The sequence below is a fragment of the Streptomyces sp. NPDC050658 genome (assembly GCF_044457025.1).
Lineage (GTDB): Bacteria > Actinomycetota > Actinomycetes > Streptomycetales > Streptomycetaceae > Streptomyces.
The window spans coordinates 228,832-255,649 of the sequence record NZ_JBITGM010000004.1 but is presented as its reverse complement, the minus strand read 5'-3'; the positions used below and the strand labels follow the sequence as shown (position 1 = coordinate 255,649).

The window sequence follows — 26,818 nt, the reverse complement described above, 5'->3', positions numbered from 1 at the left end:
GACGGCGGACCGAACCCTGAAGATCGTGCTCAGCGCGACCTAGCGCGATACCGGAGCACATCTGGCGTACTGCGGAATCGTTCGCCCCGTCAAGGCCCTAGGTCTGGAACAGCGGCATGAAGACATTGCGCTCCTGCTCGTTCAGGGCGAGCCCCGACGCCACCAGCGCGGCGGACGCGCCCTCGGCGGCGGTCTCGCTCACCCGCCACAGCCGGCCCGCGGGGGCGGGACCGGAGAGCGGGACGACGCGCACTCCGGTCGTGAACCGCGTCAGGCTGGAGTCGCGGACGACGAGCCGCGCGCCGCGCCTGCCGTGCACGAGGATGGCGTCCGTGGGGGAGTTCTCCACGGTGCCCCTGCGGGCCAGATCGGCGACGGTGCCGAGGATCGCGAGCCGCAGCGCGTCGGCGACGAACACCGCGTGCCGGGCGCGGTTGTAGACGGCCGGGAAGCCGACCTGGATCACGTTGTCGCGGATCAGCACCTGCCCCGCCATCGGGCCGCGAGCCGTGCCGACATGGATGCCCTGCGCGGCGCCCTCCACCACATTGTCGGTGACGCGGGCGGTGGCCAGGGTGTGTCCCGCCAGGACGATGCCCTGCAGCGCCCCGCCCAACTGGCCCGCGGCGGAGAGCGCGAGGAGCGTGTGCAGCCGCTCACGCGGCACCGCGTTGACGCGGGTCCTGGCCACGATGCGCCGCGCCGGGCCCAGGGTCAGGCCGGGGGTGCGGGCCATCAGAGCCGCGACCTCGGTCTGCAGACCGGCCCGGATCGCGGTCAGTTCGGGCCCGTAGCGGGTCGGGCTCGGATCGGCCGCGATGCGGGCGAGTTCCGATGCGATCAGTACGGGGGAGAGTCTGACCGGCGTGGTCGTCGGGACGTACTGGACGCGATTGCGGCCGATGAGCGCGGAGGCGGCGTCCAGGACCAGGATGCCGGTCTGCCGGACCCCCACCTCCAACCGATTGTCCTCGACGGACACTTCGGGTACGACGCCCGCCGCGAAGGGGCCCCGGAAGGTGAGGCAGGTCGCCGACGGTTCGTCGCCGGGGGCGTCCGAGCACGCCAGATCGCAGTCGCGCACCCGCACCTTCGTGCAGCCCGTGAAGGTCAGTACGCCGCCCAGGTGCTCGGCGCCGGAAGGCGCGCCCTCGGCCCGCAGCCGGGAGACCTCGGCCTCCGTACAGTTCTGGAAGAGCAGCGCGCACTCGTCGTTGGTGGGGGCGAGGACGGTCGCGGGCCCGACCCCGGTGACGACCACGCGGCGGCGCCCGTCGAACCGCACCGGCCGCGGGATCACGTACCGCCCCGCCGCCAGGCAGAGCTCACCCCCGCCCTGCGGCAGCCGGTCCACCGCCGCCTGCAAGTCCTCGCCGGGGAACGCGGTCACCGTGCACGTGGTGCGCGGCAGCCGGGTCAGCTGGGGGAAGCGCGGGCGGCCGTCCTCCAGGACGGTACGGGCGGTCATGTCCACCAGGGCCAGCGGCAGCGCGGTGTGCAGAGTCCCGTCCGGCGGCGCCGAGTTGAGCCGCTCCACGCCCTCCGCCGAAGCGGGCCGCAGCCGGGCGCCCCACCAGTCGCCCGCCAGATAGCTGCCCGTGCCCGCAGTGAACCGCAGGCCCAGGTCGACACCGTGCACCACGGCCGTCACCGGCGTCGCGGCGCCCACCGACTGGCCGTCCCAGCGCCGGACCACCAGGCCTGTCGCGCCGGTCGGCACCGACACGAGGCGGTCGAGGGTGAGTACGTCCCCGGCCACGTCCGGCGTGACCACGTCCACGGAGTACAGCGCGCCGTGCGGCGCCCGGTCCGCGCGGCGGGTGCGCCAGCTCACCTCGACGAGATCCTGATGCGCGAACTTCACCACGGGCGACGGGGCGAGCGTCACCTTGGCGCCGTTGACGCCGCCGTCCTTGACGCGGGCAGTGGCCGCCCCGTTGTCGGCCGCCCACACGAAGCGCGCGGTGGCCGCCGTGCCGCCGTCCAGGACCTCGATCCGCAGCATCCCGTCCGGCAGCAGGCCCAGCGGGTCGCCCGGCGGATCGCAGGGGTCGGGGGTGGCGGTGGGGTTCTGCCGGGTGACGCTGATCCGCCCCGTGGAGATCCTGGGGAAGGCGAGCGCGTCCAACGCGCCCTGTGCCGAACCCACTTGGGTCGGCACCACCCGCACCCGGTAGCCGACACGGGTCCGGGCTCCCGCGTCCAGCGGATCGAGCGCGGGATCGGCGATCGACGGCCAGTCCTCGGCCGCCTGGAGCTGCTCGCCGAACACGTCCAGGTAGACCAGCGCCTGGCCCGCCGGCGGCACGGGCGGCGGTGTCTCCTGGCCGCCGACGCTGAACGGGGCGGGCGCGAAGGCGCACAGGCCGTCCGCCCAGATCCGCCCGGCCTGGACGGTCACTTGACGCAGGGCGGGGATGGGATTCTGATCCAGGCCGATCTGGAAGGCCGGGCTGCCGTCGGGCACACCTCCCGGCGGCCCGACCACGTCGCGGAACGCATCCGCCCCGGCCCGCGCCGCCGCGTCGAGGTTCAGGTTCCACTCGTGGTCGAGCAGGACCCGGCCCTGCTGCATCCGCGCACCCGTCCAGCGCTCCGCGTCCCGCAGCGGCACCTTCGTGTAGTCGCCGGTCATCATTCCTCCCAGGGCGCGACGGAGACCTCGGCGGTCAGGCCGAGCGGGGTGAACTCGCCGATCCGGCGCCGGAGCCGGCGGATCCGGGACGCGCGCCGCGTGGCGTGGTACGCGCCCGCCTCCCCGCCGTCGCCCGCGGCGGACAGCAGCGGCTGTCCGGGTTCGAGGTCGAGGCAGTAGTAGCCGGACGACTCGAACGCGTCCGAGACGAAGGCGGGCGCGGGCGCGGTGCGGCAGCGGTACGTCGCCGGGTGGCGGGGCGGATCGGAGAGGCCGGGCCCTAGATGGCTGGTCCGGACACAGCCCTCCTGCTGTTGTACGACGTCCAGCCCGTCGGCGAAGACACAGTCGCGGGCGTCGACGGCGTCCGCCCGGACCGGGCCCGCGAACGTGACGGAGTCGGCGTGCAGCACCGGGCCGAAGCGGTCCACCGGGGCGACGGCGTCCATGGGCCCGCCCTCGCTCGCCGGTCCGCAGGCGTGGAAGCGGCGCCTTCGCCCGTCGACCACGCACTCCGTCAACGTGACCGGCAGCGCGGAGAGTTCGGCACGGATCGGGCCGAGGACACAGCGCGTGGCGGAGAGCGAGAGCTCCCAGGCCGCCGGGTCGGTGCGCAGCTCGCCCGCACCCGGATCCATCGTCAGGCCCTCCGCGTGCAGTGCGGCGAGGCCTGGCCCCGCGATCAGCGAACCCTTGAGGAAGAAGCCCTCCAGGCTGACGCGGGCGCCGACGAGACGCAGCTCGAGATCGCCGATGACGGCCGGGGTGGCGAGCGGCGGGGCGACGATCCGCCAGCGGGGCAGGCGGGGCGTGAACTCCAGCGATGCCGGCGCGGCGAGGCGGTCGCTGGACAGCAGCCGGATCTCCACGTCGGGCACCCCTGCGACCGACTCCTCCGGCGCCAGCGCGGCACTGCGCTGCTCGGCCAGCGCGAAGGCGGCGGCGAGGGTGGTCACGGCGCCGGGCACGCCCGGCCTGGCGGACACCTCGACGACGACCCGCGCCGCCGGATCGGTGTCCGCGAGGGAGGCCAGTGCGCCGACCCGGCCCGGCACCGCCCGGTACCAGGTGGCCCGCACCGGCCCGGCGAGGTCGGCGCCGAGCTGCACGAAACCGCGCTGCGCGTCGACCAGGACCTGGGTGCCCGGCGGCGGAGCGGGCGGCGCACCGCCGGGCGGCACGCCGCCGAACCTCAGCTGCTCCCACGACACGGGCCCCGCGCCGGTGGACAGCGCGATCAGCTGCGGCTCCACACCGGGCGGCGTCGCCACCGGATGCCTCGCCGCCAGGGTCAGCGACCCGCCGTACGTGATGTCCCCGGGCCCGGCGAGCGCCTCCAGGACGCGGTACGTGGCCCGCGTCGGCGCGTCCGCCTCGTCGCCCGTCCGGGTCACGGGATCCGCTCCCTCGGAAGCCACCCGAGCCTCGCGCGGCCGCAGATACAGGGGAGCGGCGATGCCCAGCGGATGCAGCGCGAGACGGCCGCCCTTCGGTGTGGACGGGTCGAGCGGCGCCGCCTCCATGTCCACCAACTGCCGTACGGTCCAAGGCCATACGACGGCGGTCACGGACCGCGGCGTCCACGGCCCCGCCGGTCGCACCGAGCGCCTGCTCCGCTCGAACGGCGTACCGATCCGGCTGAGCGACGCCCGGTCCCGCAGATCGAGCGCGGCGGTCCGCGGGGGCGGCGGATGTCCCAGGCGCTGCGCCCACAGCGTGGTCTGCCAGCCCTCGCCCACCCGCGCGATCAGCCCCGTCACGGCGAACGCGAAATCCTCCAGGGCGGCCGGAGTGCCCTTGCGGCGGCGCAGCGCCACCGCGTGCGCGACCTCCAGGCGCTCCGCGTCGGGCCCCAGGCCCAGCAGCGCGCCGATGTAGGGCACCGCCCAGTCGGCGCAGCTGTCGACGAAGAGATCGTCGTACGCCCGCTGGATGTCGTCGGAGAGCAGCAGCCGCTGCCGGTCGACCGCGGCCAGGAGGGCGTCGAGCAGCCGCGGCCCGTCGGCGTCGGCCGCGTCCCGCAGGGCCGGGGGCAGCCAGCGCGCGACCCGGTCCTGACCGGGGCCGGAGGGAGGCGGCGGGGTCTGCGTCATGACTGCTCCTCCACCCGGATCGTCAACTCATCGGACAAGGCGAGGAGTTCGTACCGTTCGGCGGACACGCGCTCCGCGCCGTCCCGCAGGGTGAGCCCGGAGACACCGAGCACCCCGGGCACACCATGGATCACCGCCAGCACGTCGGAGCGGTCGAGGGCACGGCCCAGCGGTCGCTCCAGCGGGTCGAGCGGCCCGCCGCGCACGGTCAGCGCGGCCCGCACGGCGGCGGCCACCTCGGCGGGAACGCGGCGCGGGTCCACCGACACATCGCACGACAGCCGTATACGACGGACCGTCGCCGCCGCCACGCACAGCGGCACCGTCACGTCCCGGCCCCCGTCGAGGAACGCGGCGAGCGCCCGCAACTCGTCCGCCACCGGGGCCTTCGGCAGTCCACCCGCGCCGAGCCGCAGGCAGGCGACATGTTCACCGGTGCCGCCGCAGGCACAGCCGGGCGGGCCCGCGCCGCGCCAGGCGACGGCGTGGCTCACGCCGGGGAACGCCAGCGCCAGATCGGCCAGGTCGGAGCGGGAGACCGCACGGCCGAACGCGCGGGCCCGGCCCGGCGCCAGGCGCACGATGCGGCGCTCGTCGTCCTGGTCGGCGCCTCCGCTGGTGGGGCCCGCGCCGCGCACCCCGGTGACGCCGGGCACCCGCCCGAGCAGCGTGTCGATCGCTCCGGACGGCACCTCGCCGGCCGTGCCGCCGCCCGTGCGGTGCGTCTCCGTGACGTTGCCGCGTCCCGTGGGCAGCCGGGCGCCCGACGTGCCGTCGCCGAACCTGACCCGTACCGAGCCGTCGGCGTCGAGCAGAGCGGCGTACGAAGTGGTGGGACCGGCGTCGAACAGGGACGGAGCCTCCTGCCACCGCACCCCGTCGACCCGCACCTCCAGGCTGGACACGACGGCGCCGTCCGCCGACACGTCATGGGCGACCGGCGGCCTGGCCACCGCCATCTCCTGCCCCGGCAGCGCCGCGTCACCGCTGCCGAGCGTGCCGGACTCGGTGCGGCCGTGCCGGAGCGGCAGCAGGTTCGCCGACGCGGGGGCGCGGCCGAGCGGGGCGGCGCGCACGGGGTCGTCGGCGGCGACGGCCAGGTCGAGGACGAGTCCGCTGGGGAGCGGCGCGGCCGGGTCCCGCTCCTCCTGCACGGGCGCGGCGGCACAGTCGTACACCCGCCAGTCGCTCTCCTCTGGGCCGCCGCGCACCGCGATCCGGGGCGGGACCTCGGCCGGCGCGGGGAACACCCGGACGCGGGCGGGCCCTTGGGCGCCGATCCGGTCGGGGATGACATGGGTGCGGGCCACCACCCGGTGGTCCACGACATACGCGGTCACGGGCCGCTGCGTCAGGCGGGCGTTCCCGAGCGTGGCCACGTCGGCGGCGAACTCCAGGCGGGAGGCGCGGGTGCGGGTACCGGGCGCGGACCGCCAGTCGACCAGCAGATGGCGGCCCGCCGGCACGATGTCGCAGGCCTCGGACCGCCAGTCGACCAGCGCCACCGTGCGCTGCGCGGAGAGCTCGTCGAGTGCCGCGTCGAGGACGAGATGCCGGGCGGAGAGCGGGGCGTCGTCCGTCGGGTCGTAGAACTGGCTCCCCAGCGGCACCCTGGACGCGACACCGGCCGTCGAGAGGTGGACCAGATCGGTCAGACGGAGCGCGCCGCCCGCGGTGGCGAGCACACGGTAGGCGGCGAACGGCGTCGTCTCCGGGCTCAGCAGCTCCGTCAGATCGCGGTCGAAGGTCACGACGACCGTACCGAGATCCTCCGTGCGCTCCTCCACCACGGCCACCGCGACGGGCCTGCTCCGCGGAGGACGCACCAGACCGAGCAGCTGCAACAGCCACAGCCAGTAGTCGAACCAGTCGAAGCCGGGCGGCAGCACCGGAAGCCCCGCCTCCCGCTCGGCCACGAACAGCACCCGGTCACCGGCGCCGAACCCCGGCTCCCGCAGAAACCGCATCGACCTGCCCGCGGGCAGCGCGGGACGCGGCATCGGAGTCACCGTCAACTCCGCCCAGTCGGCCCGGAGTCGGACGTCCTCGGCGACCTCGAAGGTCTGGGCGTCCCGGCCCGGCACGGCGGGCGACTGCAGCCGCGTCCCGGCGGGCACCAGCGGCGAGGCGCCCCGGTCGGTCTCCGCCACGGCCCAGCCGCGCGCGGCGACCCTGGGGCGCGGCCGGAATCCCACCAGGGCCGCCACGCGCCGCAGATCACGCCAGTCGGCCGCGGTGCCGAGGAACGCCTCGGCCGTGGTCAGCGAGGTGTAGGCGGCGACCCCGTCGGCGACGTACGCCCACAGCCGGGCGAGCCGCAGCGCGGCCGGATCCCCTTCGACGTCCCAGTCGCGGCCCAGCACGGGACCGCCCGGCACGGGCCTGCTCTGCTCGACGTCCCGGACCAGGTCCGCGACGAAGTCGTGGAAGGCGCCGATCGCACGGTCGGGGCGCGCCAACCCTGCTGCCGGGGAAGGCGGTTGGAGCAGGGGCAGGGGTTCGCCGCAGGGGCGGCGCCGCGTGTCGCTCATGGTCCGCCTCGCACCGTGATGTCGAGCCGCCCGCGCTCCGGCCGCGCCGGATCGTCGTCCAGCACGGGGATCTCCGCCGCCCCCACCCGGATCACCTCGTGCACCGTGCCGGGCGGTTCGCCCAGACGGCGGGCCTCGCGCAGTTCGACGGCGTCGACACCGGGCAGCGCGGCGACGGCGGCCGTCGCGGCGGAGACGTACACCGGCTTGCCCAGTTCGAGCCGCGACGAGTGGAACAGGCCGGGCCGGGCGGCGGTGCCGGGGCGCAGCGCGGCCAGCGCGGACCGCCGGACGGCCTCCGGGTCGTGGCCGGGCAGCACGCACAGCCGCAGCGCGACGAGCAGCCCGACCGGCGCACCCTCGGCGACCGTCGCCTCCGTGCCGAGCATCCGGATGTCCTCCAACAGCACACCCAGGGACGCCAGTACGGCCGTCCGGTCGGCCGTCTCCGGTGTTTCGAGGAGATCGACGACCGTGCGGATCAGCGGCCAGGACCCCGAGCTGCCGCGCTCAGATGCCGCGCCCTGGACGCCGGGAACGCGGGCCACCGAGACGGCGTGATCGGCGGTGGTCACCGCCCGGCGCGGCGTGACCGCGAACGCCTCGGGCGCGTCACGGCGCACCGCGTCCAGAGGCGTGGCGTCCCGGCCGCCGGTCGCGGGCAGCGGATTGCGGGCCACCAGCGAGGGCAGCACCTGCCACACCGGAGCGGCGTCGAAGCCGAGCGGCGCGGCGACGTCGTGCTCCAGGAACCGCAGCGCGTTCGCCGGTACGTCGCCGACCGTGCCGCCCCCGGTCTCGTACCGCGCGCTCACCCGGTCCGCCAGCGGCGGCAGCAGCCCCACCGCCCCGGTGCGGAAACGCAGCAGCGGCGGCTCATGGTCCTCGAAGTCGAGGACGCAGGCCAGGCGGCCCGGAGAGGTCACGTCGAGCAGCGCGCGCACCAGACCGACCCCGACCCGCGGCCCGGACGGCAGCGCCGCGCGGACCTCAAGGCGGTACGGCACCCCGGAGGTCCGCAGCGCGACACCGGCACCGCCGCGCCCCGAAATCCCCGCCGAGTCGAGTGTGTACTCACCCGGCAGCCCGCCCTCGCGCCGCCGCAGCACCCCCGGACCGCCCACGAGCCGCCCATGGTGCGCGGGCACCGCGTTGCCCCGCGCCACGGTCACCTCCGCGCCGCCCGCCGAGGTGTCCACCGACGCCGGATAGGCCCGTGGCAGCGCGTCGGCCGCCGCCCAGCGCACCCGGTACAGCCGCATCTCCGACGCGGCGAGGGGATCGTGGAACTCGGCGACCTCGGTGAGCCTGACAGCGATGGCCCTGCGGCTCGGCAGCGGCTCGCGGAACCGCGGCCGGCCGTCCGCGCCGACGGCGGGCCAGTCCGTCCCCGGCCGCCGCGCCGCCCAGGCCCGGTGCCGCGCGAGGTCCTCCGGATCGACGACCTCGAAGACGAGTCGGTCCCCGGCGGTCAGCCACGGCGCACCCGCGACGTCGGCGGGCCGGGGCCGCACCAGGACGCACTCGGTGGCCCCCTCGGGCAGACAGCAGCCGTCCTCGCCGAAGTCGTAGAGGGCGATCTCGCCGAGCCCCGGGTGGACCGAGCGGTCCTCCTCCAGGACGAAGCCGAGCCCGGCGCCCTCCTCCGCGACGGCCGTGTCCCCGCGCACCGCCTGCACCGCCCCGCCGCCCGGATCGGCCTGGAGCAGCACGAGCGTGCGCGCGGCGGCCGCCTCGGGCACCTCGTAGTCGACCAGGTGGGCGTGGCGCCGCACGGAGGTGCGCAGCCTGGCCGTCTCCAGATAGGCCTCGGTGGCCACCCGGTCCAGCTGGTAGTGCAGCAAGTCCCCGACGTGCGCGAAGAGTTCGAGCACGGTGATCACCGGGTCGGCCGGTGAGAGATCCGCCGCGGGGTCCTCCCGGCGCAGGAACTCCACGAGCGCCGCGCGCAGCGACCGCCAGTCGCGGGCGAGCAGGTCGTGCACCGGCGACGGCTCCGGCACGGCCGCCGCGGCCTCCGGCCCGGAACACGCACCGGGGTCCGGGCACTCCGTGCGCAGCCGCACGGGAAGGCGCACCCGCAGCGGGTCGAACGGCAGCGGCGGCAACTCGGGATGCGTACCGTCGGCGGCCCGCCCGGGGAACACCGACAGGAGGTGCCGGCCGGCGTCCGCCCGCCCCACGACCCGCAGCTCCACGTGCGGCTGCGGTGCGTTCACCACCTGCGCCGAGGCCACGGTCACCGGCCGCCCGCCCGCCGGGGGCCGCAGCTCCCAGCGGCGCGGTTCGGCCAGCGCGGCGGGCGGATCGGCGTACAGCCATACGTCGACGGCGAACCCGCCGGGAACCGGCCGCGCGCCCGCCGCCCGCAGCCCGTGCGCGGCGGCACCGGGGGCACGCAGCCGGGCGGGGCGGTGCAGCGGGGGGCAGGAGGGGAGCAGGGGCGCGTCGGTCATCGCTCAGCCCTCCAAGGGGGTGTTGGCCGTGGCGTCGGGCCTCAGCGGTGCGTCGGTCGTCGCGTCAGGGCTCAGCGGTGCGTCGTGCAGGGCGTCAGGGCTCAGCGGTGTGTTGGCCATGGCGTCAGGGCTGAGCCGTGTGTCGTGCAGGGCGTCAGGGCTCAGCGGTGTGTTGGTCGTCGCGTCAGGGCTCAGCCGTGTGTCGTGCAGGGCGTCAGGGCTCAGCGGTGTGTTGGCCATGGCGTCAGGGCTGAGCCGTGTGTCGTGCAGGGCCTCAGGCCTTGGCGTTGCGTCGATCAGGGCCTCATGGCTCCCGCCGTGCGTCAGCATCGCCTCACGCCTCCAGCCGTGCCGAAACGGTCGCCGCCGGTCCCGGCGGGCGCAGCGGCCGGTAGTCGACGGTCACCTCCAGGGCGGACTCGCCGAGCCGCGTCACCGCGATCCGGTCGACCAGGAGACGCCCGGCGAGCTCCCGCTCCAGGGCGCCCTTCGTCCGCATCTCCAGGAGCCCGTCCAGGAGTTGGGGCAGCGGCTCGAAGAGCGCGGTGGCGCCGAGGCCGGGGCCGAAGCCCGGCCGGTGCAGCCGCTCGGTGGTCCCGGTCAGCAGCACCAGACGTACGAGATCCGCCAGATGTCCCGCCTCGTCGGTGACCGCGAGGCGGCGCGCCGACGTCAGCCGGAACGGATGCTCGGCCGCCGCGCTCATGTCGCCCTCGCCTTCCCGCTCATATCGCCTTCACCTTCATCTGGAAGCCGCTGACCTGCGCGGTCCCCTGCGGCGCCCCGCCCGCGTTGACGCACAGCGCCACCGAGTCGGACAGCAGGACCGGCTTGCCGCCCGCCTTCACCCTCGTCGCGGGCTTCTGCCACTCGACGCGCAGACAGGGCGACGGGGTGCCGCCGACGTTGAAGGCGCAGCCGCTGATGGTGGTCGGATCCTGCGCCACCGCCACCTTCTTGCCGCCCACGAGAAGCGTCGACGACGGCGAGATGCGGCCGTTGCCGCCGTGCGGACAGACGATCGTGATGCCCTCGTGCAGCAGCTGACCCGGCACTCAACTCACCTCCAGGGCGCCACCGTTGAAGGAGATCTTCGACGACGTGACCTCGATCTTCTGCTTCTTGAACTCCGCCGTGATGCCCTTCGCGTCCATCCGCAGGACCGCACCCGAGGCGGCGGTGAGCCGCAGCGCCCGGTCGCCCGACGGCTCGTCGATCAGCTCGACCTTGTGGCCGCCGGGCGTGATCAGGAGCACCGCCTTCGGCCCGGCCCCCGGCACGCCGCCGCCGTCCGACCACACCGCGCCGGACCACACGGGGACCCGGCTCACGTCGCCCGCCGGCCACTCGACGAAGACGAGGCTCTTGACCGGCGGCACCGCGGCGAGCCCGATGCCGGGGCCCGCGTACGGCGAACTCGGCAGACACCACCCGGACTTGGCCTCGCCGAGCACCTCCGGCACCAGGACGCGGACCCGGCACAGGTTCTTGGGGTCTTCGTTGTCGGTGACCTCGCCGATGTACCGGCCGTGGAATCGGTCCGTCATGGCAGCCCTCCCAGGCCGAGCCCCGCGGCGCCCAGGGCGTTGCGCCGCAGGGTCACCTCCTGCCGATGTGCTTCCAGCGTCACGACGTGCCGCACCCGGTCCACCAGATAGCTGCCGGAAAGGACCGGGCCGAGCCCGGCCACCAGGACCGTCCGCCGGGCCCGCAGCAGCAGCCCGGTCCGGTCGGTGTCCAGGTCGGCGGTCAGGGTCACGCCGTACGCGCTGCTCCGCGCCCGCCCGGTGGCCGTCTGCCGTGCGTCGACCTCGCCCACCGCGTCCTGCGGGGCGAGGAGTTCGGTGACCTGGGCGGCGAGCGACACCCCGGCCATCGCCTCGTCGTCGCCCGCCGCATCCGCGACGACGGGCGCGGCGGCCAGCGGCGGCATCCGCCGGGCAAGCACCCGCCGCCCGGCCAGCAGATCGACCCGCACCCGCGCCCGGCGGGCGTCGTCGCCGAAGCCGAGCGCCAGCTCACCCTGCGGCTCGGCGAGCGGCTCCGGCGGATGGAAGTGCCCGGTGACCGCACCGCTGTCGTCGGCCTCCAGATACGTCACGTACCCCCATCTGGCGGCCAGTTCGCGGACGAACGACCAGTCCGTGCCGCGCTGCATCACGGTGTGCACGTCGTTGTCGAAACCGGGCGGAGTCGGCGCGACCTCGGCCCGCAGCTTGTGCTCGGTGAAGATGGTCTCCGCGATCGCGCTGTCACGCTGTCCGGGCCACGCGACCGCCTTCTCCTCCCGGTCCAGGTCGATGGTGCGGTCGATCGCCTTCACGGTGAGCGTGGAGCGCCCCTCGGCGTCCAGGTCCCACAGCGCCTCGGCGGAGTACCCCTCGAACCGGTAGCTCCTGCCGTCCCGTTCGAGGCGCACCGTCAGCGGCGTACGCGGCGTGACGAGCGGGTCGAGCAGGCTCGGCCAGCCGCCGCTCGCGTCCGGGTCGACGCGCACCGTGACCACGGCGGCGTCGGCCTCGTCGGTGGCCTCCTCGGCGCGCACCTCGATCAGTGCGTCCAACGCGTCGCGGTCGGGCTCCGACCCGTCGATCTCGATCAGCATCCGGGTGCTCGCCACGGTCAGCCTCCCGGCAGTTCGACGACGGAACCGGGGACTTCAAGACGGGTCGCGTCCGCGAAGGGATTGGCGTCCGCGATGCGCCACCACTGGGTGGAGTCGCCGGTGAGTTCGGCCGCCATCAGGTCGAGACGGTCGCCCGGCGCCGTCAGCCGCTGTCCGCCGGGCGGCGGCGCGGGCACCGTGCGCGGCGCCGACATGAGGCGTACGGAGCCGTCCGGCAGGGTCACGGTCAGCTGCGGCCGGTGCGCGTAACGGGACGTGGGATCCATGGCGCCGCTCACCCGCCGAGCTCGGACATCTGCGGCAGCTGAAGCACCGCCTTGGCCTCGCGCAGACCCTGGTAGAAGTCAGCGGCGAGCTTCGCGAGGCGGTCGTCCTTGGGGAGTTCGGCCTTCAGCATGACGGTGAGCCCCAGATCCGCCGTGGCGTGCACCGGGTTGAGCGCGGCGTCGAACGCGGTCTCCTGGATCGTCAGCGACTTGACCGTGACCGGAGTGATCCGCCCCGGCCCCCACACGAACAGCGCGAGCGGCAGCCGCCCCGCCGGGATCGCCGTACCCCTCGCGGCACCGGGCAGCCGCGGCAGGACCTGGCCGCCCACCGGCTGCATCAGCATCTCGATCGCGGCGAGCCGCGGCCCGATGCCGAACGCCATGGTGATGGCGCCCTCCTTCTCCAGGCCGTCGGTGGCGTCCAGTTCGAGCTTCAGCGCGTATGTCTCCCTGGCGGGCTGCGCCGCGACATTGGCCGCCGCTTCGGTGGGACCGGTCAGGACACGCGTGACGTTCACCGGGTTGTACTGGAACGACACGATCACCGGGACGAGCCCGAGCAGCGGATCGGAGTACGAGAGCAGCATCCCTTTGGTCAGTGCCATGGACCCGCCTCCCGCCGTACGCGCGCGGCCACGGCCTCGGCGACCAGCGCTTCCGGGCCCGGCGGGACCGGGCGGCCCGCGAGACGGGCGGCGATCAGGGGGCGCAGCAGGAAGGGGTCGGGGGCGGCGGAGACTTGGACCGTGATGCTTTCGGCCGTGATGCCTTCGGCCGTGATGTCTTCGGCCGAGACACCGGGGGCGTGGTCGCGTCGGTGGGGTGATTCGGTCATGCCGTCTCCTCCGCCCAGACCTTGCCGAGCTTGTCGTATTCGCGCCGCAGCGCGTGGGCGATGTGCGCGGGCCGCACCCGGCCGCCGTCCGACGCGGCGAGGAACGCCGCGGCCAGCGCCGCGTTCCGCACCGAACCGCCGGTCAGCTCCCGCCGGGACAGGCCCTCCACGTCCAGCTCGTCGCGGGGCGTCCCGGCCGGGAACGCGCGCAGCCACAGCTCGCGGCGGAGCGCACGGTCCGGCAAGTCGAAGCGGATCGAGAAGCGCAGCCGCCGCAGGAACGCCTCGTCGAGCGCCTGCTGCTTGTTCGTCGCGAGCACCACCAGGCCGGTGAACGTCTCCACGCGCTGCAACAGGTAGTTGACCTCCAGGTTGGCCCACCGGTCGTGCGCGTCGCGCTGCTCGGTGCGCCGGCCGAACAGCGCGTCGCACTCGTCGAAGAAGAGCAGCGCGCCGCAGCGTTCCGCGTCGTCGAAGGCGCGCGCCAGGTTCTTCTCCGTCTCGCCGATGTACTTGGAGACCACCGCCGACAGATCGATCCGGAACAGGTCCTGGCCCAGGCCGTTCGCCAGTGCTTCGGCGGCCATCGTCTTGCCGGTGCCGGGCGGCCCCGACAGGAGCACCGCCACGCCCTGACCGCGCGGCAGCCGTGCGCGGAATCCCCACTCGTCCAGGACGACGTCCTGGAGGGCGACATGGGCGATCACCTCGTCGAGCTGGGCCCGCACATCGGGCGGTACGACCAGGTCGTCCAGGACGAACACGGGCGTCAACAGCTCGGCCAGCCGTCCCAGTTCGTGCCGGGGCAGACTCCGCGCGGCCCGCCACACGTCGTCGCAGGACCATTCCCGGCCGGCCGCCGCGGCTTCCGCGTGCGACTGGGCCACGGCGGTCGCCGCCTGCGTGGCGTCGAGGGCCAGCCGGGCGCCGAGCCGCCGCCCGAGCGCGCGGGCCTCCCGCTCGGCGAGTCCCGATGTGGTCAGGGCCCGCTCCCAGCCGGTGGCGCGATCGGCGGGGGACGGGCGCGGTACGACGACCACGCGCGCGCCGGAGGGGTCCGCGTCGGAGCCGCCGCAGGCGACGAGGGGGCCGTCGTCGGGCGACCAGGACAGGGCGGGCAGCCGGTCGGCGGGCAGCACGGGGACGTGGTTGCCGAAGCGGGCGGCGAGGCGTGCCTCGGAATCGCTCAACTCCGTTGCGTCCAAGGGGAGACGGCCGAAATCGGTCGCGGCGGCGTACGCGAGGGAGGCGAGGTCGTCCGTCCCCCGCAGGAGCACGGCTCCACCGCCGAGGAGGGCGGCGATCCGTGCGGTGCGGGGGCCGCGTCGGCCTGACGGACGGGTCTGGGGGAGCGGTAGCCCCGCGAGCAGTCGGCGGGCCGTCGGCGTGAGGGCAAGCGGTCCGTCGGGGCCCGCGCCGGGGGCGAGCACACCGAGCCGGACCAGCGGGTCGGCGGGTTCCCAGGAGGGCGGAGGTGCCGGGCCGAACGGCAGAAGGACGAGGCGGAGCAGGGCGGCGGAGGCGTGCCGCCGGGCGCCGTCGTCGTGTCCGCAGCCGAGCAGCACGCCGAACTGCGGGTCGGTCTGCGCCCACCAGACGGCCGCGACGGTCAGCCGCTCGACGGGGTCGAGGTCCAGGGCGGCGCAGAGCCGGGCGTACGGCTCGGAGCCGTCCGGTGGCTTCACGACGCCCGCGAGGTGACCGTCGAAATGCCGCCGGGCGGCTTCGTCCGCGGGCGGCGGCGGGCCGAGGGCGCCGAAAAGGCTCTGGAGATCGGTCACTTCGGGCGCGCTGCCCCACTCCGAACGCAGCCGGCCGAGATAGCCGCCGAGCGCGCAGCACAGGGCGTCGAGGGCGGAGCCGAGGGCCGGTTCCCGGGCGGTGCCGCTCATGGTGGCAGCACCTCCAACTGGCGGGGCGTGCCCGCGAGATGCCGGGAGCGCAGCGAGACCAGCGGGCGGCCGGGCCGGTCCGGCACGTCGAAGGTGACCGAGGTGAGGCTGACGGCCACGGTCGGCACCGCGACCCCGTCGAAGAACAGCTCGGTGTCCGGGCCGCAGTGCGCGGTCCCCAGCGTGACCCGGTCGCCCACGGTCAACTGCCCGCTCCCGGGCACGGATACGACGACGGGCGCGACGCCGAGCGGGACCCGGCCCCGCGGCAGGGGAACCTCCTCCCCGCGCGCCACGACCGTCAACTCCCGCACGGCGGGCAGCAGATCGTGCCGGGGAAGCCGCAGGGTGAAGGTTCCCCGCTCTTGGCCGACCACCGTCATCGGCCACCCCAGGGGGCCGTGGCCCGGTGGATCGCCGGGCCCTGCCGTCAGGAAGAAGACGTCACCGGGGGCCGTCCCCTCCACCCGTACGGAGGTGGTGAGATCGCCGCCGACGCGCTCGGGGCGCGGGGCGCCGAGCCGGGGTCCGGGGGACGGCGATGCGACGGCCCGCACGACGGCGACGGGCGGCCCCTCCGTGCGCGAGCGCTGCGGCTCGATGAAGACGAGGCTCACCGTGTACGCCACCGAGAGGCGCAGCGGCTTGGTGGAGGCGGTCCAGAGCTTCGAGTAGTTCTCCAGGTCGAAGTCCTCCAGCGTGATCCGCAGGGGCTCGACGAGAGGAGGCTCGGGAACGGGCAGAAAGGGCGATCCCGCCCCGACGATGGGACTCTCGTGCAGCCGGCGCATCACGGCGGCGAGCGAGGTGTGGATGATCTGCTCGGAGTCGCCGCCTGCGGTCGGCGTCGCGCCGTACGCGCTGAGCAGATAGTGCAGTTGCACGGCGAGCGGCGGCGCGCCGATGGAGGTGAGACCGCCGTCACGCGGATGCTCCATGGAGCGGAACGCGGGGTGGGGAGTGATCCGGTACAGGAACCAGTTCAGTCGGGGCCCCGGCTCGTCCCGGTCCAGCGGTCCGACCGTGACGGCGGGCTTCACACTGATCCCCGCGTCGACGAACCCCGCGTCGGTGAGCCGCTTCAACGTCTCGTCGACGGCCATGAAGGCGTTGGCGGGCGTCACCATGACCCACCGTGCCGAGACCGCCCCTGCCGCCGCGCGGTCAGCGAGGCGAGGGGGTCGGGGGTGGTGGGGGGTGTGGTCGCGGGGGAGTGGACGGTGATCTGGCCTATGTGGACTTCGGGGATGGGGGGTTGGGCGGGGGGTGCGGTTGGGGGGTGCGGGAGTTGATGCGGGGGCGCGGCCAGAGGTGCCGTGGCCTGGCGGGGTGGCTGGTCATGCCTCCTGGCGGGCGTCGGGGAAGCGTGCGGAGCTGGAGAACCGGCGGGGTCGAGCGGGCTGACGGGGCTGCTGGGGCTGTGCGGTAGCTGAGGGCTGGCCGGGTTGGGATTCGATGGCTGAGGGCTGGCCGGGTCGCCGGGATTCGATGCGGTGTAGGCGGCCTCGGGCCCGCGAGAGCCACCAGGAGCACCAGGGCTGAGCCACCGACCGCCGAGATCCTCAGGGCTGAGTGAGCCAACGATCCCGCGCCGCTCATCGCCGCCGAGGGAGCTGCGCTGTGCCGCGAGGCCGCCGAGATCCGTCGGGTTGACGGGGTCGGGGGAACCGGGTTGCTGCTCGACGCTGTGGGATCGGCCAGGGGCGGGCCGCGCCCCGGTATCGCCGAGATCCCCGGCGCCGAGCGAGTCATCGGAGCGGCGCCGCTGCCCCTGACCGCTGCTGCGGGAATCCTCAGGGCTGCCCGAGTCGTGTCGCGCCCCGAAGCTGCCAAGTTCCCTGGGGCTGACTGGGCTGACTGGGCTGACTGGGCTGACCGGGCTGGCTGGGCTGACCAAGCTGTCTGTGCCAAGCTGCTGATCGTTGCCGAGGGAGCCGCTGGGGCTGCGCCGCGCCCCGGTACCGCCGAGCCCCCCGGCGCTGAGCGAGCCATCGGAGCCAGGCCCCTCACCGACGCCACGCAAGTCCTCGGCACCACCAGAGCCGCTCCACGCCCCCGTACCGCCAACACCCCTGCGGCTCAGTACGCCACCGACCCCGCGCCCCACGGCCCTGCCAGGAGCCCCCGGCAAGTTCCCCTCACCGCCCCCACCGCCCTCAGCGCCCGCACCCTCTGCATCAACCCTCACCCCACCCAAAGCACTTGAGTCGCTCTCAGCACCAACTCCCGCCAATCCCGGGGTATCCCTGAATCCACGCCACCCGACCCCGAACCCCCACCCCAACCCCCCAAACCCCCAAAACTCCCCCCTCCGAACCCCGGCCCGCACCGCCCGCGCCCGCAGCCGAGACAGCGCCCCACGGCCACCCCGACCCTCACTCCCACCCCCGCCCACCTCACTCACCCCCCACCACATGCGCGACCAACCGCCGCCGCCGGTCCCGGGGCAGCGATTCGATGGCGGCGAGAGACCAGCCGTACGCGGAAGCGAGCACGTGGACGTCGTGGTCCAGTTCGTCGAGCAGGGTCAACAGGCCCCGCAGCACCAGCGTCTGGACGTCCAAGGGGTACGAGACCTCCGCGCCGCAGGCGGGGCAGTCGAAGACCAGAGGGCCCGCGAGGGAGTCGTCGATCGTGTCGAAGTCCCCTGCGGAGGGGGGACGTTCGGGCGTACCCACCGTGCACCTGCGCAGCAGCTCCGCGTCGCCGGACGCGTCGCCCGGCAGATCCAGGAGATCGCCGTACGTGGGCTGGCGGAGCCCGCCCGCGCCGCCGAGCACCGCCGTACGCGGCCGCGGCGGCGGCACGCTGTCGGGACCGAGCCGCACCGTGCTGAACTCCCCGCACACACAGGTCAGTACGGGCTCGACGTCCCGACCGGTGAGCTCGCGGTGCAGGGCGAGCAGCAGCCGGTCACCGGTGGCGACGGGCAGCGCCGCCGGATCGTGCCCGGCGGCGGCGAGGACCGCGACGGCCTGACCCAGCTCGGTGGCCCGTTCCCCCGCACCGGCCAGCGCGGAGAGCACGGCGAGCCCGGCGGCGTCGGCCGGTATCGGCGCCATGGCTTAGGGCTCCGCCGGGGTGACCCAGGCGGTGTCGCGGTCGAAGGTCTCGAAGGACAGCTTGATGGTCTCGATCGCGACGGCGGCCGTCGCCGCGTCGAGCTGCGGAAGCGCCGTGTACTCCGAGACCCAGCAGCGGTTCAACGTGTAGGAGAGGACCTTCTGCTGGGCCTCGTTGTAGAGGTCGACGACGACGTCCTTGCGGAAGTCCTTGAGGGACATCGGACTGTCCGTGGCGTGCACCTTGTTCGCCCAGGCCTCGAACTCCCGGTCCAGTGTCACCCCGCGCTCCAGGGTCACGTCGTCGTAGCTCGTCACGCCGGGACTCTTGCGCTGGCGCGCGGGATCCGAACCGTCCCGGTGGGCCACCACCGTCGTCTTGCGGCTGAGCGGTCCCATCTTGGAGAGGCCCGCCACCGTCCGGCCGTCCCACTGGACGCGGAACATGAAGCTCTTGTACGGGTCGAAGCGGTCGACGCCGCCGACCTTGAAGGGGGCCACGTCATGCCTCCAGTTGCGAGATCTGAGTGATCGTCACGATCACGAACTCCGCGGGCTTGAGAGGGGCGAACCCGACGACGACGTTGACCCGGCCCAGGTCGATCTCCGACTGCGGGTTCACCGTCTCGTCGCAGGTCACGAAGAAGCTGTCGGACTCGGCACGGCTCGTGCTCTGCTGGAACGCCCCCTGGGTGAAGAGCGTGCGCATGAAGGAGTTCACGGCGAGCCGCAACTGGGTCCACAGATCGGGGTCGTTGGGCTCGAACACCGCGAACTGCGTGCCCAGATAGAGCGATCCGGCGATGAAGTCGGTCAGCCGCCGCACCGGTACGTACTTGAAGTCCGAGCTCTGCGTGTCGGCACCCTTCAGCGTCCGCGCGCCCCAGATGACCGCCCCCGCCCCCGGGAACGTACGCAACACGTTGACGGCCCGGGGGTTGAGGACCCCGGACAGCGCGTCGTCCGTCGGAACGTCGAGCCCCGCGATGCCCGCGAGAGGCCCGTCCGCGAGCCCGGCGGGCGCCTTCCACACCCCGCGCGCCGCGTCCGTGCGGGCCATCACCCCGGCGACCGCCCCGCACGGCGGCAGACTCAGCGTCACCGGAAGACCCCCGGGCCCGGTCTCGACCATGGTGACGCGTGGGTAGTAGATCGCCGCGTGCTCGCCGAGCGCGGGCAGTCCACCGAGTGAGGGGGCCGGGCTCACCGGCCAGCCGCGGGGCGTGTCGACGACGAGGAACGCCCGCTCGCGCGTGCAGAGCGCCATCGCCTCGGTCAGCTTCTGGTTGTTCACCAGCGTCGCTGGCTTCGTGAGGTCGGAGGCGGGCAGATCGGGCAGGCAGAGCAGATTGAACCGGGGGAACTCGAGGGTGCCGAAGGCGTAGACGCCACCGGAGCCGGAGGACGGGACGACGCTGTCGGCCGAGAACGTGCCGTCCGCCCCGCCGGCGAACCCGACCGGTGCCGACGCCGTCTCGTCGGGCCGGATGCCGGCCGCCCCGGAGATCTCGATGCCGCCCCAGGCCCGGCCGAGGCCGAGCGTCTGCGAGGCGTCGTTCTGCGCGGCGGGCAGCACCGTGACGCAGCGGTCGGCGCCGCCCCCGGTGAGGGTCGTGGTGAGCTCGAACCGGTTGTCGGGCGTGGGAATGTTCACCTTCGACGTGAGGGGCAGCCCGGCGGCCAGGGCCGCGGCGTCGATCGCGTCGCGCACCACGGTCTTCGTGAGGTCGGCGGCGGTCGTGAAGGGGAGCACCAGATCGACCGGCGGACCGTAGTCGACGGAGACGCGCAGCGTCCCGTTCGCCGACCCGAGCCGGACCGTCGAGGCCCCGACGTCGACGCCGCGCGACACGGCCTGGGCCGTGGTCGCCTGCGCGCCGGTGGCGAGCGCGGCCGCGACGAGCGAGGAGTCGGCGAGCACCCGTGGAGCGAACCGCGGATGGGCGGTCGCCATCGAAAGACCGGTGTACGACTCCTCGGCGAGCACGGCCGATTCGCCGGTACGCGGATCGGGCCCCCGCAGCCGAACGGTGATCCCGAACTGGTCGCGGGGATTGTCCGAGGTGCCGTACGTGACGACGCACTCCATGCCGGTCCCGCCCACCTTGTTGGCCCACGCCCCCGCCCCGCGCGCCGTCAGCACGAGCCGGGCGGGCGGCGGGGAACCCGTGCCGCCGGGCAGCGTCGCGGAGGCGGCGGGCGCCGGGCTGACGGTCGTACCCGACGTGACCACGCCGACGACCCGCACCACCACGGCCTGGGAACCGCCGTTGGCGAAGAACATCTGAACCGCGTGTCCCATCGGCCGTGCCTCGTCCCACGGCGTTCCGAAGGTACGCACGTACTGCGCCAGGGAACCGACCGGCACCGGCACGTTCACCGGCCCGCGCCGCGCCTGCCCCACGAAGGCCGCCACGGATGTCGCGACCCCCGCGATCGCGTGGGCGCCGGAGGGGACCTCCTGCACATAGACACCCGGATATGAGGTCTGCACCGGCATCGGCTGTCCTCCTTCACGACGAGCCGGGCGGCGCACGGCCTGGCGGACCGGCCCGGACGCGGCACCCGGACCGTCCAGGTTCACCGCCGCCCGTCACCCGTCCGTCACCGTCCGGCCGGGGTGAGCACGATCCCGGTGCCCCGGTCGAGCGACCGCACCCGGAAGCGGCGCCCGCCCCGCCGCTGCCCGAACCCCTTGACCCGGTACGGGAACCGGGACTCGGTCCACAGACAGGCCGCGCCGCCCGGCGAGAACGACAGCGCGGACACGGCGCCGAAGCGGAACCCCGGTACGGGGCGAGGCCGGTAGGGGAAGGCGACGCCGAACTCCGAGACCTCGCCGCGCCCGGTGACGGCGTACCAGGCCGGACGCAGCGGAGCCGCCGCCGGAAGGCGCCCCTCGGTGATCTCCGCCGCCCGGTCCGCGCCGATGACGAAGACCGCGAGGCGGCGGTACACCGACTCGTACACCACGAGATTCCCGCTTGGCCAGGCGAGGCGGCTGGAGATGTGCGGCGGCGGAGACGCGCCCTCGATCCGCCAGCCGGACCCGTCCCACAGCCACAACTCGACCGAGCCGCGCAGATGCCCCGGCAGCACGGTCGCCAGGAGCCGCTCCCCGTCCGGCGCCGCCGCGAGCGCCCCGATCCGCGGTCCGGGCGCCGGCAGCGGTTCGGACGAGAGCGAGGGCAGGCGCACGCGCAGGAGTCCGGCGCCCTCCCGGCCGGTCGCCGCCCACAGGCTTCCCGACACGTCCTGGGCAAGGTGCGCGGCGGCGGGCGCGCCGGTCCGCACGGTCAGTGTCCGACCCCGGTCGCCGAGCCCCTCATGGAGGGACCAGCCCGACGCCGTACTGAAGAAGCTCAGCACGTGGGCGGTCCCGGCGGACAGTCCTTCAGGCTGCCGCGGGTCGGTGCGGGCGGATCGTCCCAGCCGACGCAGGTGCCAAGCGCGGCCGGCTTGGGGACCATCCCGGCGCAGCAGGTACGGGCCAGCGTCCCGGCGAACGTATTGCTGTTGGGGCCGGTGAGCTTGTAGAGGCTCGGGTTGTTGTAGGCGCGGAACGCGTTGGCCATGCACTCGGGGACCGACGTGACACCGGGCTTCGGCTCGCAGGTCACGCAGGAGGGTGTCTTGCCGCACGGGTCGGGGGAGTCGTCCCACTTCAGGGCCGACGTCTTGGTGAGCGGGGTGTCGTACCAGTGCTGCGGACACATCGGGCTGATGATCGCGTAGTTGAAGGGCGGCGCGTCGATATAGGCGTGGTTTCCGAAGGGGCCGATCTGCAGCGGCCTCGCGCACACCCGCACCCCGCCGCTGCCCTTGACGGGTCCCATGGTCGGGGGCTGACGCGCCGCCGTGGGCCCTTCTGCGGCGACGACGGACAGATCGTCCCAGCTGCCACTGGCCCCGCCCCCGCCGGACTCACCGCCGCCGAAGCTGGGTCCGGACAGGTCGGCGGAGAACCTCCGCAGCAGTCGCTCGGCGCCCGCGTCGGCGGCGCGCTCCTCGGGGTCGGCGGGATCGCCGACCCGCATCGGCCGCACCCGGCCGGCACTCGCGCCGGAGCCACGCTGCTGCAGCACATGCGTCAGCTCATGGGCCAGCACGCGTGCGCCCGCACGCTCCTCGGGCCGGTGGCCGTCCGCCCCGAACACGACGTGCTCGCCCACCGTGTAGGCCTCGGCGTCCAGTTCACGCGCCGTCGCGGCGGCCAGCGGCCCCGTGTGCACCCGCACCGCACCGAAGTCCGCGCCGAACCCCCGCTCCATCGCCCGGCGGACCGCCGGCCGCAGCGGCGCGCCCGGCTGCCCGAGCACCTGACGCACCCCGGCGGGCACCGGGGACGCGCCGCCGGTACCGCCGCTGCGCCGCAGCTTGTCGCGATCGCAGCCCTGGGGCGGGCAGGTGTGACCGCCGCAGCGCCGCACTACGGAGGGCGCGTACGTACTCATCTCCCCAGCGCACCACCGCCGCGTCACCGAGGCGTCACGGCCTCCCGCGGGGCGGGCACGGGCCGTCCGGCGGGGTACAGCAGGGCGGTCAGCTCGGACGCGGGGCGCACCCCGAGGTCCCGGTCGAGGAGACGTGCGTACGCGTCCAGACTGCGCCGCCCCTCGATCCAGTTGCCCTCCGCCAGATGCGCCTCGATCAGGACGCGCTGCGCGCTCTCCCGCAGCGGCTCCGCGCCGACCGCCGCCATCGCGGCCTCGACGGACTCCGCGTGCAGCCCCCGGCGGGCCAGCTGCCGGCTCTGCGCCTCCAGGGCGTGCAGCAGCCGCTGCCTCAGCCGTTCGCGCTCGATCAGCGCCCAGTCCTCGTACCAACCGGGCAGCAGATCGAGCCCCTCCACGTCGCGCGGCACCATCCGCAGCTCGGCCGTCGACGCGGTCCCGTCGACGACGCGGGCCGCCCACCGGCTGACCGCGTCGACGTCGAGCACCACCTCGGCCCGCAGCCGCAGCCCGCGCTTGTCGGTGTCGAGCAGCGGTACGCCCATCTGCCGCAGCCGCCACAGCGCCGAGCGCAGATTGCCGCCCGCCCGCGCCTCGTCGTTGACCGGCCACAGCGACCCGGCGGCCGAGAGACGCTCCACCCGGCGGTGCCGCAGCGCGACGAACACCAGCAGCCGCTTTCCGCTGCGGGGCACCTCGATGCGGCACTCGCCGACGCTGACGAAGGGCTCACCCAGCAGGTGCAGCACGGGAAGCGGGGCGCGCTCGTGCATCGCGATGAGTGCCTGAGGGAAGTCCGGCACGGTCACGCACCCCCTGAACCACCGGCCGCGAGGCGCGGGGGACGGATTCGTCACCGGCCGGCATCGGGCGCTGAATGCCGGTGTATCAGGAGTCCTGCGGTCCGGCGAGGAAGGCGAGCAGGAACTCCCGCACGGTCTGTACGGCCCGCTCGGCATCTGTCGTAGAGCTCCGCACGGCCGCGGTGTCCCGCGCGACGTCCGCGGAACTCCACACCGTGATCAGCACCCCGCGGCTCTGCGTCTCCACCCGCACCAGACACACTCCGGCCCTGGACTGCCCGGTAGCCATGTCTCCGCAGCCTGCCGCGCCGCCGTCACCGTGGCGTGGGGCGGGCGGTGTGACGCGGCGGTGACACGGCGACGCTGGAATGAGCCGGTGAGCGCGTACGCCAGGGCCGTCGCGGCACCGGACCACCACCCCGTCCCGGCCGCCCGTGCCGCGGCGCCGTCCGCGGCGATGCCCGCCCGGACGGCGATCGCCCGCCCGCCCCTGGCCCATGAACTCCCCCAGGTGCTGCGTCGGCAGGGCCGTGGGGACCGCGGCGCGCGCGAGGGCCGCGAGGAGAACCGCGAGCTGGAGAGCAAGCGGGACCAGAGCGAGGACGCGCGCCGTGGCCGCCGGCCCGAGGGCGGCACCTCGCGCTCCCGCGTCACGGGCGGTGACCTGGAGGCCGACTGGGCCGGTCTCGCCATACTCCGGCGCTACCTGGGCGGGGAGGGCGACTGGCACATCAGGGATGTACCGGAGTGGTCGCGGTACATGCGCCGCAGCGCACTGCTGCGCTCCCAGCTGCGGCCCAGGATCGTGGGATTCGCCCGCACGCTGGCGGCATCCGGCCGGGAGGAGCCCGTGCCGGTCGGGCTGGTGTTCCACGCCGAGGTGGAGAACGGCGAGGGCATCATCGGCTACCAGTACCTGCACGGCACGAACAAGACGGTGGGCGACTTCACCGTCGACGGCACGGCCGAGGCGTGGCACGAGTACGGGTTGTCGTCCTACCCGGACCGCGAGGAGTCCGTGCAGCCGGGCGTATGGGTCCGGATGCGGCTGCGGTACCGCTGGAACGACATCATCGACCCGAACCCCAAGTACGGGACGGACACGGTCAAGAGCATCGCGGCCGAGATCATCACGCTCGGTGAGGCGTCGGCGTACGACATCTCGATCTCCTGGGAGGACGAGTGCACGGTGTGGTTCCCGGAGGGGGGCGACGCCGTCGTCTTCGGGTACCCGGCCGACTGACCGGCGGCTCATCCGGACCATGTGACGCACCCGGACCACGCGACGCACCCGTACGAGTGACCGTCCGGCGCGTCCCCTTGGTGCCGGACGGGGCCGGAGGTGGCCTGGCCTCTCTCCGGCGCCGCAGCGCGCCACTGTCCCAGGAGGTACCGCATGAGGTCCCGTGCCCTGTCCCGTCTGCGACCGGTCGCCGCATCGGCGGCCGTGCTGATCGCCGTATCGGCGGCCGCCCCCGCGTACGCGACCGAGCTGCCACCGCCGCCCCGCGGCCTCTTCCTCACCGTCTCCGGCGACGAGGGCACCTGGATCCGCGGCGTCCTGCTGAAGTGCGAGCCCGAGCCGTCAGGCCACCATCCGCAGGCGGCCGAGGCCTGCGCGGACATCGAGGAGGCGCACGGCGACTTCGACCGGCTCCCCGCCGAGTCCGGGATCTGCACCAAGCAGTACGCGCCGGTCACCGTGAGCGCGAGCGGCATGTATCAAGGGCGGCCGGTCGGCTGGCAGAAGACGTACGACAACGCCTGCGTGATGACGCACGCGACCGGCGGCCACGTCTTCGACTTCTGACGGGCTGCCGAGGCCGCCCCGCACGCCGTGGCGCGGCGCCCGCCTCAGGGCGCCGCGCGACGGCGCAGGTCAGGGAGTGTTGCGGGACAGCACCATCGCCAGCGTCAGCAGTCCGAGCACGACCCAGCCGAACCACAGCCAGCCGTTGCTCCCCAGCGCCACCGTGTAGGCCGTCACCGCGACCAGACCACCGATGGTGAACACGCCCATCGTCTTCGTAGAACCAGGCATCGCCCTGCCTCCTCCCGGCAGCCCGACGCCTAGACGCCAAGACCGCGGCCTGAGACCATCCTGACCCGCGAAGACCCTTCGCCGCTAGCGCCCGCGCGCGGCCAGTGAGGCGAGATAGGCGTTGTACTCCTCCAGCTCCTTGTCGCCGTCCCGGTCCGCGGCCCGGTCCTTGCGCCGTGCCTCGCGCTCCTCGGACTTGCGCCACTGGAACAGCAGCGCCACAAGCACCACCACCGAGGGGATCTCGCTGAACGCCCAGGCGATGCCGCCGGCCGCCTCCTGGTCGGCCAGGGCGTCGATGCCGAGCGAGGCCGGCGGGTGCATGTACGTACCGATCATCGGCTGGGTCGCCATCATCAGCGCGATGCCGAAGAAGGCGTGGAACGGCATTCCGGCGAACAGCTCCAGCATCCGCATGATGTAGCCGGGCCGGTGCGGGCCCGGGTCGATGCCCATGATCGGCCAGAAGAAGACCAGGCCGACGGCGAGGAAGTGCACCATCATCCCGATGTGCCCCGCCTTGGAGCCCATCAGGGTGTCGAAGAGCGGCGTGAAGTACAGCGCGTACAGGCTCGCGATGAACAGCGGGATGGTGAACGCGGGGTGCGTGATGATCCGCATGTACCGGCTGTGCAGCACCCACAGCAGCCACTCCCGCGGCCCCTTGCGGTCCTTGCCCGCGACCGGCAGCGCGCGCAGCGCCAGGGTGATCGGGGCGCCCAGCAGGAGCAGGATCGGCGAGAGCATGCTGATGACCATGTGCTGCACCATGTGCACGCTGAACATGACCATGCCGTAGTCGTTCAGCTTGGTGCACATCACCAGGAGGATGGTCAGCACGCCCACCACGAACGAGACGGTGCGGCCGACCGGCCACTTGTCGCCGCGCCGCACGAGCCGTGCCACGCCCCACCCGTACAGGGCGAGGGCCACCAGGCAGCCGACGAGGAAGAAGGGGTCGGCCGAGAGTTCAAGACCCCGCCCCAGCGTGAACGGCGGCAGATCCATGTTCATGCCGTGCCCGCTGTGATCCATCCGCTGGCTCCTGTTTCGTGCGGTTGTGCGCTGTGTGTCCGCACCAGACTAGAACGGCCCCCGGACGCCGATGCGTCCGGGGGCCG

The 26,818-nt window shown here is 74.2% G+C and carries 25 protein-coding genes; 2 read left to right on the top strand and 23 right to left on the bottom strand.

Features of this window, described 5'->3' with window-relative positions:
- Positions 1 to 97: 97 nt before the first annotated feature.
- From ACIBKX_RS16750 to ACIBKX_RS16650, 21 genes are all read right to left on the bottom strand, one after another.
- On the bottom strand, positions 98 to 2,635 hold the full coding sequence (locus tag ACIBKX_RS16750) for a hypothetical protein (RefSeq protein WP_363272648.1): 2,538 nt from the start codon (positions 2,633 to 2,635) through the stop codon (positions 98 to 100).
- Complete coding sequence (locus ACIBKX_RS16745; protein ID WP_363272647.1) at positions 2,635 to 4,728, bottom strand: hypothetical protein; 2,094 nt, start codon at positions 4,726 to 4,728, stop codon at positions 2,635 to 2,637. Before ACIBKX_RS16745 ends, ACIBKX_RS16750 begins: the two co-directional genes overlap by 1 nt.
- The gene (locus ACIBKX_RS16740) at positions 4,725 to 7,259 is read right to left on the bottom strand and encodes a baseplate J/gp47 family protein (RefSeq protein WP_363272645.1); all 2,535 of its coding nucleotides are present in this window, start codon (positions 7,257 to 7,259) and stop codon (positions 4,725 to 4,727) included. Before ACIBKX_RS16740 ends, ACIBKX_RS16745 begins: the two co-directional genes overlap by 4 nt.
- Positions 7,256 to 9,715 (bottom strand): hypothetical protein, encoded by a 2,460-nt coding sequence (locus ACIBKX_RS16735; RefSeq protein WP_363272644.1) that lies wholly within the window; start codon positions 9,713 to 9,715, stop codon positions 7,256 to 7,258. The genes ACIBKX_RS16740 and ACIBKX_RS16735 overlap by 4 nt, the downstream gene beginning before the upstream one ends.
- 3 nt (positions 9,716 to 9,718) lie before the next feature.
- Positions 9,719 to 9,955, bottom strand: coding sequence for a hypothetical protein (locus ACIBKX_RS16730; protein WP_363272642.1), 237 nt, complete (start codon positions 9,953 to 9,955; stop codon positions 9,719 to 9,721).
- A 94-nt stretch (positions 9,956 to 10,049) separates the two neighbouring features.
- A complete protein-coding gene (locus tag ACIBKX_RS16725; protein WP_363272639.1) occupies positions 10,050 to 10,421 on the bottom strand; it encodes a hypothetical protein in 372 nt (123 codons plus the stop codon).
- 19 nt (positions 10,422 to 10,440) lie between these two features.
- On the bottom strand, positions 10,441 to 10,770 hold the full coding sequence (locus ACIBKX_RS16720; protein WP_363272638.1) for a hypothetical protein: 330 nt from the start codon (positions 10,768 to 10,770) through the stop codon (positions 10,441 to 10,443).
- On the bottom strand, positions 10,771 to 11,262 hold the full coding sequence (locus ACIBKX_RS16715; RefSeq protein ID WP_363272637.1) for a phage baseplate assembly protein V: 492 nt from the start codon (positions 11,260 to 11,262) through the stop codon (positions 10,771 to 10,773).
- Entirely contained in the window at positions 11,259 to 12,335 is a 1,077-nt protein-coding gene (locus ACIBKX_RS16710; protein WP_363272635.1) for a contractile injection system protein, VgrG/Pvc8 family, read from the bottom strand. Before ACIBKX_RS16710 ends, ACIBKX_RS16715 begins: the two co-directional genes overlap by 4 nt.
- Positions 12,336 to 12,337: 2 nt before the next feature.
- Complete coding sequence (locus ACIBKX_RS16705; RefSeq protein WP_363272634.1) at positions 12,338 to 12,607, bottom strand: LysM domain-containing protein; 270 nt, start codon at positions 12,605 to 12,607, stop codon at positions 12,338 to 12,340.
- An 8-nt stretch (positions 12,608 to 12,615) separates the two neighbouring features.
- Positions 12,616 to 13,215, bottom strand: coding sequence for a hypothetical protein (locus tag ACIBKX_RS16700; RefSeq protein WP_363272633.1), 600 nt, complete (start codon positions 13,213 to 13,215; stop codon positions 12,616 to 12,618).
- A complete protein-coding gene (locus ACIBKX_RS16695; RefSeq protein ID WP_363272632.1) occupies positions 13,206 to 13,445 on the bottom strand; it encodes a hypothetical protein in 240 nt (79 codons plus the stop codon). Before ACIBKX_RS16695 ends, ACIBKX_RS16700 begins: the two co-directional genes overlap by 10 nt.
- Positions 13,442 to 15,337 carry an ATP-binding protein gene (locus tag ACIBKX_RS16690; RefSeq protein WP_363272630.1) on the bottom strand — a complete coding sequence of 632 codons (1,896 nt, stop codon included), beginning with the start codon at positions 15,335 to 15,337 and terminating at the stop codon, positions 13,442 to 13,444. The genes ACIBKX_RS16695 and ACIBKX_RS16690 overlap by 4 nt, the downstream gene beginning before the upstream one ends.
- Positions 15,334 to 16,464, bottom strand: a complete 1,131-nt coding sequence (locus ACIBKX_RS16685; protein ID WP_363272629.1) for a DUF4255 domain-containing protein — start codon at positions 16,462 to 16,464, stop codon at positions 15,334 to 15,336. The genes ACIBKX_RS16690 and ACIBKX_RS16685 overlap by 4 nt, the downstream gene beginning before the upstream one ends.
- 1,269 nt (positions 16,465 to 17,733) lie before the next feature.
- Positions 17,734 to 18,399, bottom strand: coding sequence for a hypothetical protein (locus tag ACIBKX_RS16680; RefSeq protein WP_363272628.1), 666 nt, complete (start codon positions 18,397 to 18,399; stop codon positions 17,734 to 17,736).
- A 3-nt stretch (positions 18,400 to 18,402) separates the two neighbouring features.
- Positions 18,403 to 18,900: a phage tail protein gene (locus ACIBKX_RS16675; RefSeq protein WP_363272627.1), complete on the bottom strand. Its 498-nt coding sequence runs from the start codon at positions 18,898 to 18,900 to the stop codon at positions 18,403 to 18,405.
- Between the two features lies 1 nt (position 18,901).
- Entirely contained in the window at positions 18,902 to 20,899 is a 1,998-nt protein-coding gene (locus tag ACIBKX_RS16670) for a phage tail sheath C-terminal domain-containing protein (protein ID WP_363272626.1), read from the bottom strand.
- Positions 20,900 to 21,003: 104 nt separating this feature from the next.
- Positions 21,004 to 21,768 carry a hypothetical protein gene (locus ACIBKX_RS16665; protein ID WP_363272625.1) on the bottom strand — a complete coding sequence of 255 codons (765 nt, stop codon included), beginning with the start codon at positions 21,766 to 21,768 and terminating at the stop codon, positions 21,004 to 21,006.
- The gene (locus ACIBKX_RS16660; protein WP_363272624.1) at positions 21,762 to 22,853 is read right to left on the bottom strand and encodes a DUF4157 domain-containing protein; all 1,092 of its coding nucleotides are present in this window, start codon (positions 22,851 to 22,853) and stop codon (positions 21,762 to 21,764) included. Before ACIBKX_RS16660 ends, ACIBKX_RS16665 begins: the two co-directional genes overlap by 7 nt.
- Positions 22,854 to 22,876: 23 nt before the next feature.
- Positions 22,877 to 23,656: a BTAD domain-containing putative transcriptional regulator gene (locus tag ACIBKX_RS16655; protein ID WP_363272623.1), complete on the bottom strand. Its 780-nt coding sequence runs from the start codon at positions 23,654 to 23,656 to the stop codon at positions 22,877 to 22,879.
- An 85-nt stretch (positions 23,657 to 23,741) separates the two neighbouring features.
- On the bottom strand, positions 23,742 to 23,945 hold the full coding sequence (locus ACIBKX_RS16650) for a hypothetical protein (protein ID WP_363272622.1): 204 nt from the start codon (positions 23,943 to 23,945) through the stop codon (positions 23,742 to 23,744).
- Between the two features lie 87 nt (positions 23,946 to 24,032).
- On the opposite strand from ACIBKX_RS16650, the gene ACIBKX_RS16645 reads away from it, so the two are divergent.
- Entirely contained in the window at positions 24,033 to 24,899 is an 867-nt protein-coding gene (locus ACIBKX_RS16645; protein ID WP_363272621.1) for a hypothetical protein, read from the top strand.
- A gap of 153 nt (positions 24,900 to 25,052) precedes the next feature.
- Positions 25,053 to 25,466, top strand: a complete 414-nt coding sequence (locus ACIBKX_RS16640; RefSeq protein WP_363272620.1) for a subtilase-type protease inhibitor — start codon at positions 25,053 to 25,055, stop codon at positions 25,464 to 25,466.
- A 69-nt stretch (positions 25,467 to 25,535) separates the two neighbouring features.
- Here ACIBKX_RS16640 and ACIBKX_RS16635 read toward each other — a convergent pair whose 3' ends face one another.
- Positions 25,536 to 25,697 carry a hypothetical protein gene (locus ACIBKX_RS16635; RefSeq protein WP_363272619.1) on the bottom strand — a complete coding sequence of 54 codons (162 nt, stop codon included), beginning with the start codon at positions 25,695 to 25,697 and terminating at the stop codon, positions 25,536 to 25,538.
- Between the two features lie 84 nt (positions 25,698 to 25,781).
- Positions 25,782 to 26,732, bottom strand: coding sequence for a cytochrome c oxidase assembly protein (locus ACIBKX_RS16630; protein ID WP_363272618.1), 951 nt, complete (start codon positions 26,730 to 26,732; stop codon positions 25,782 to 25,784).
- Between the last annotated feature and the right edge of the window lie 86 nt (positions 26,733 to 26,818).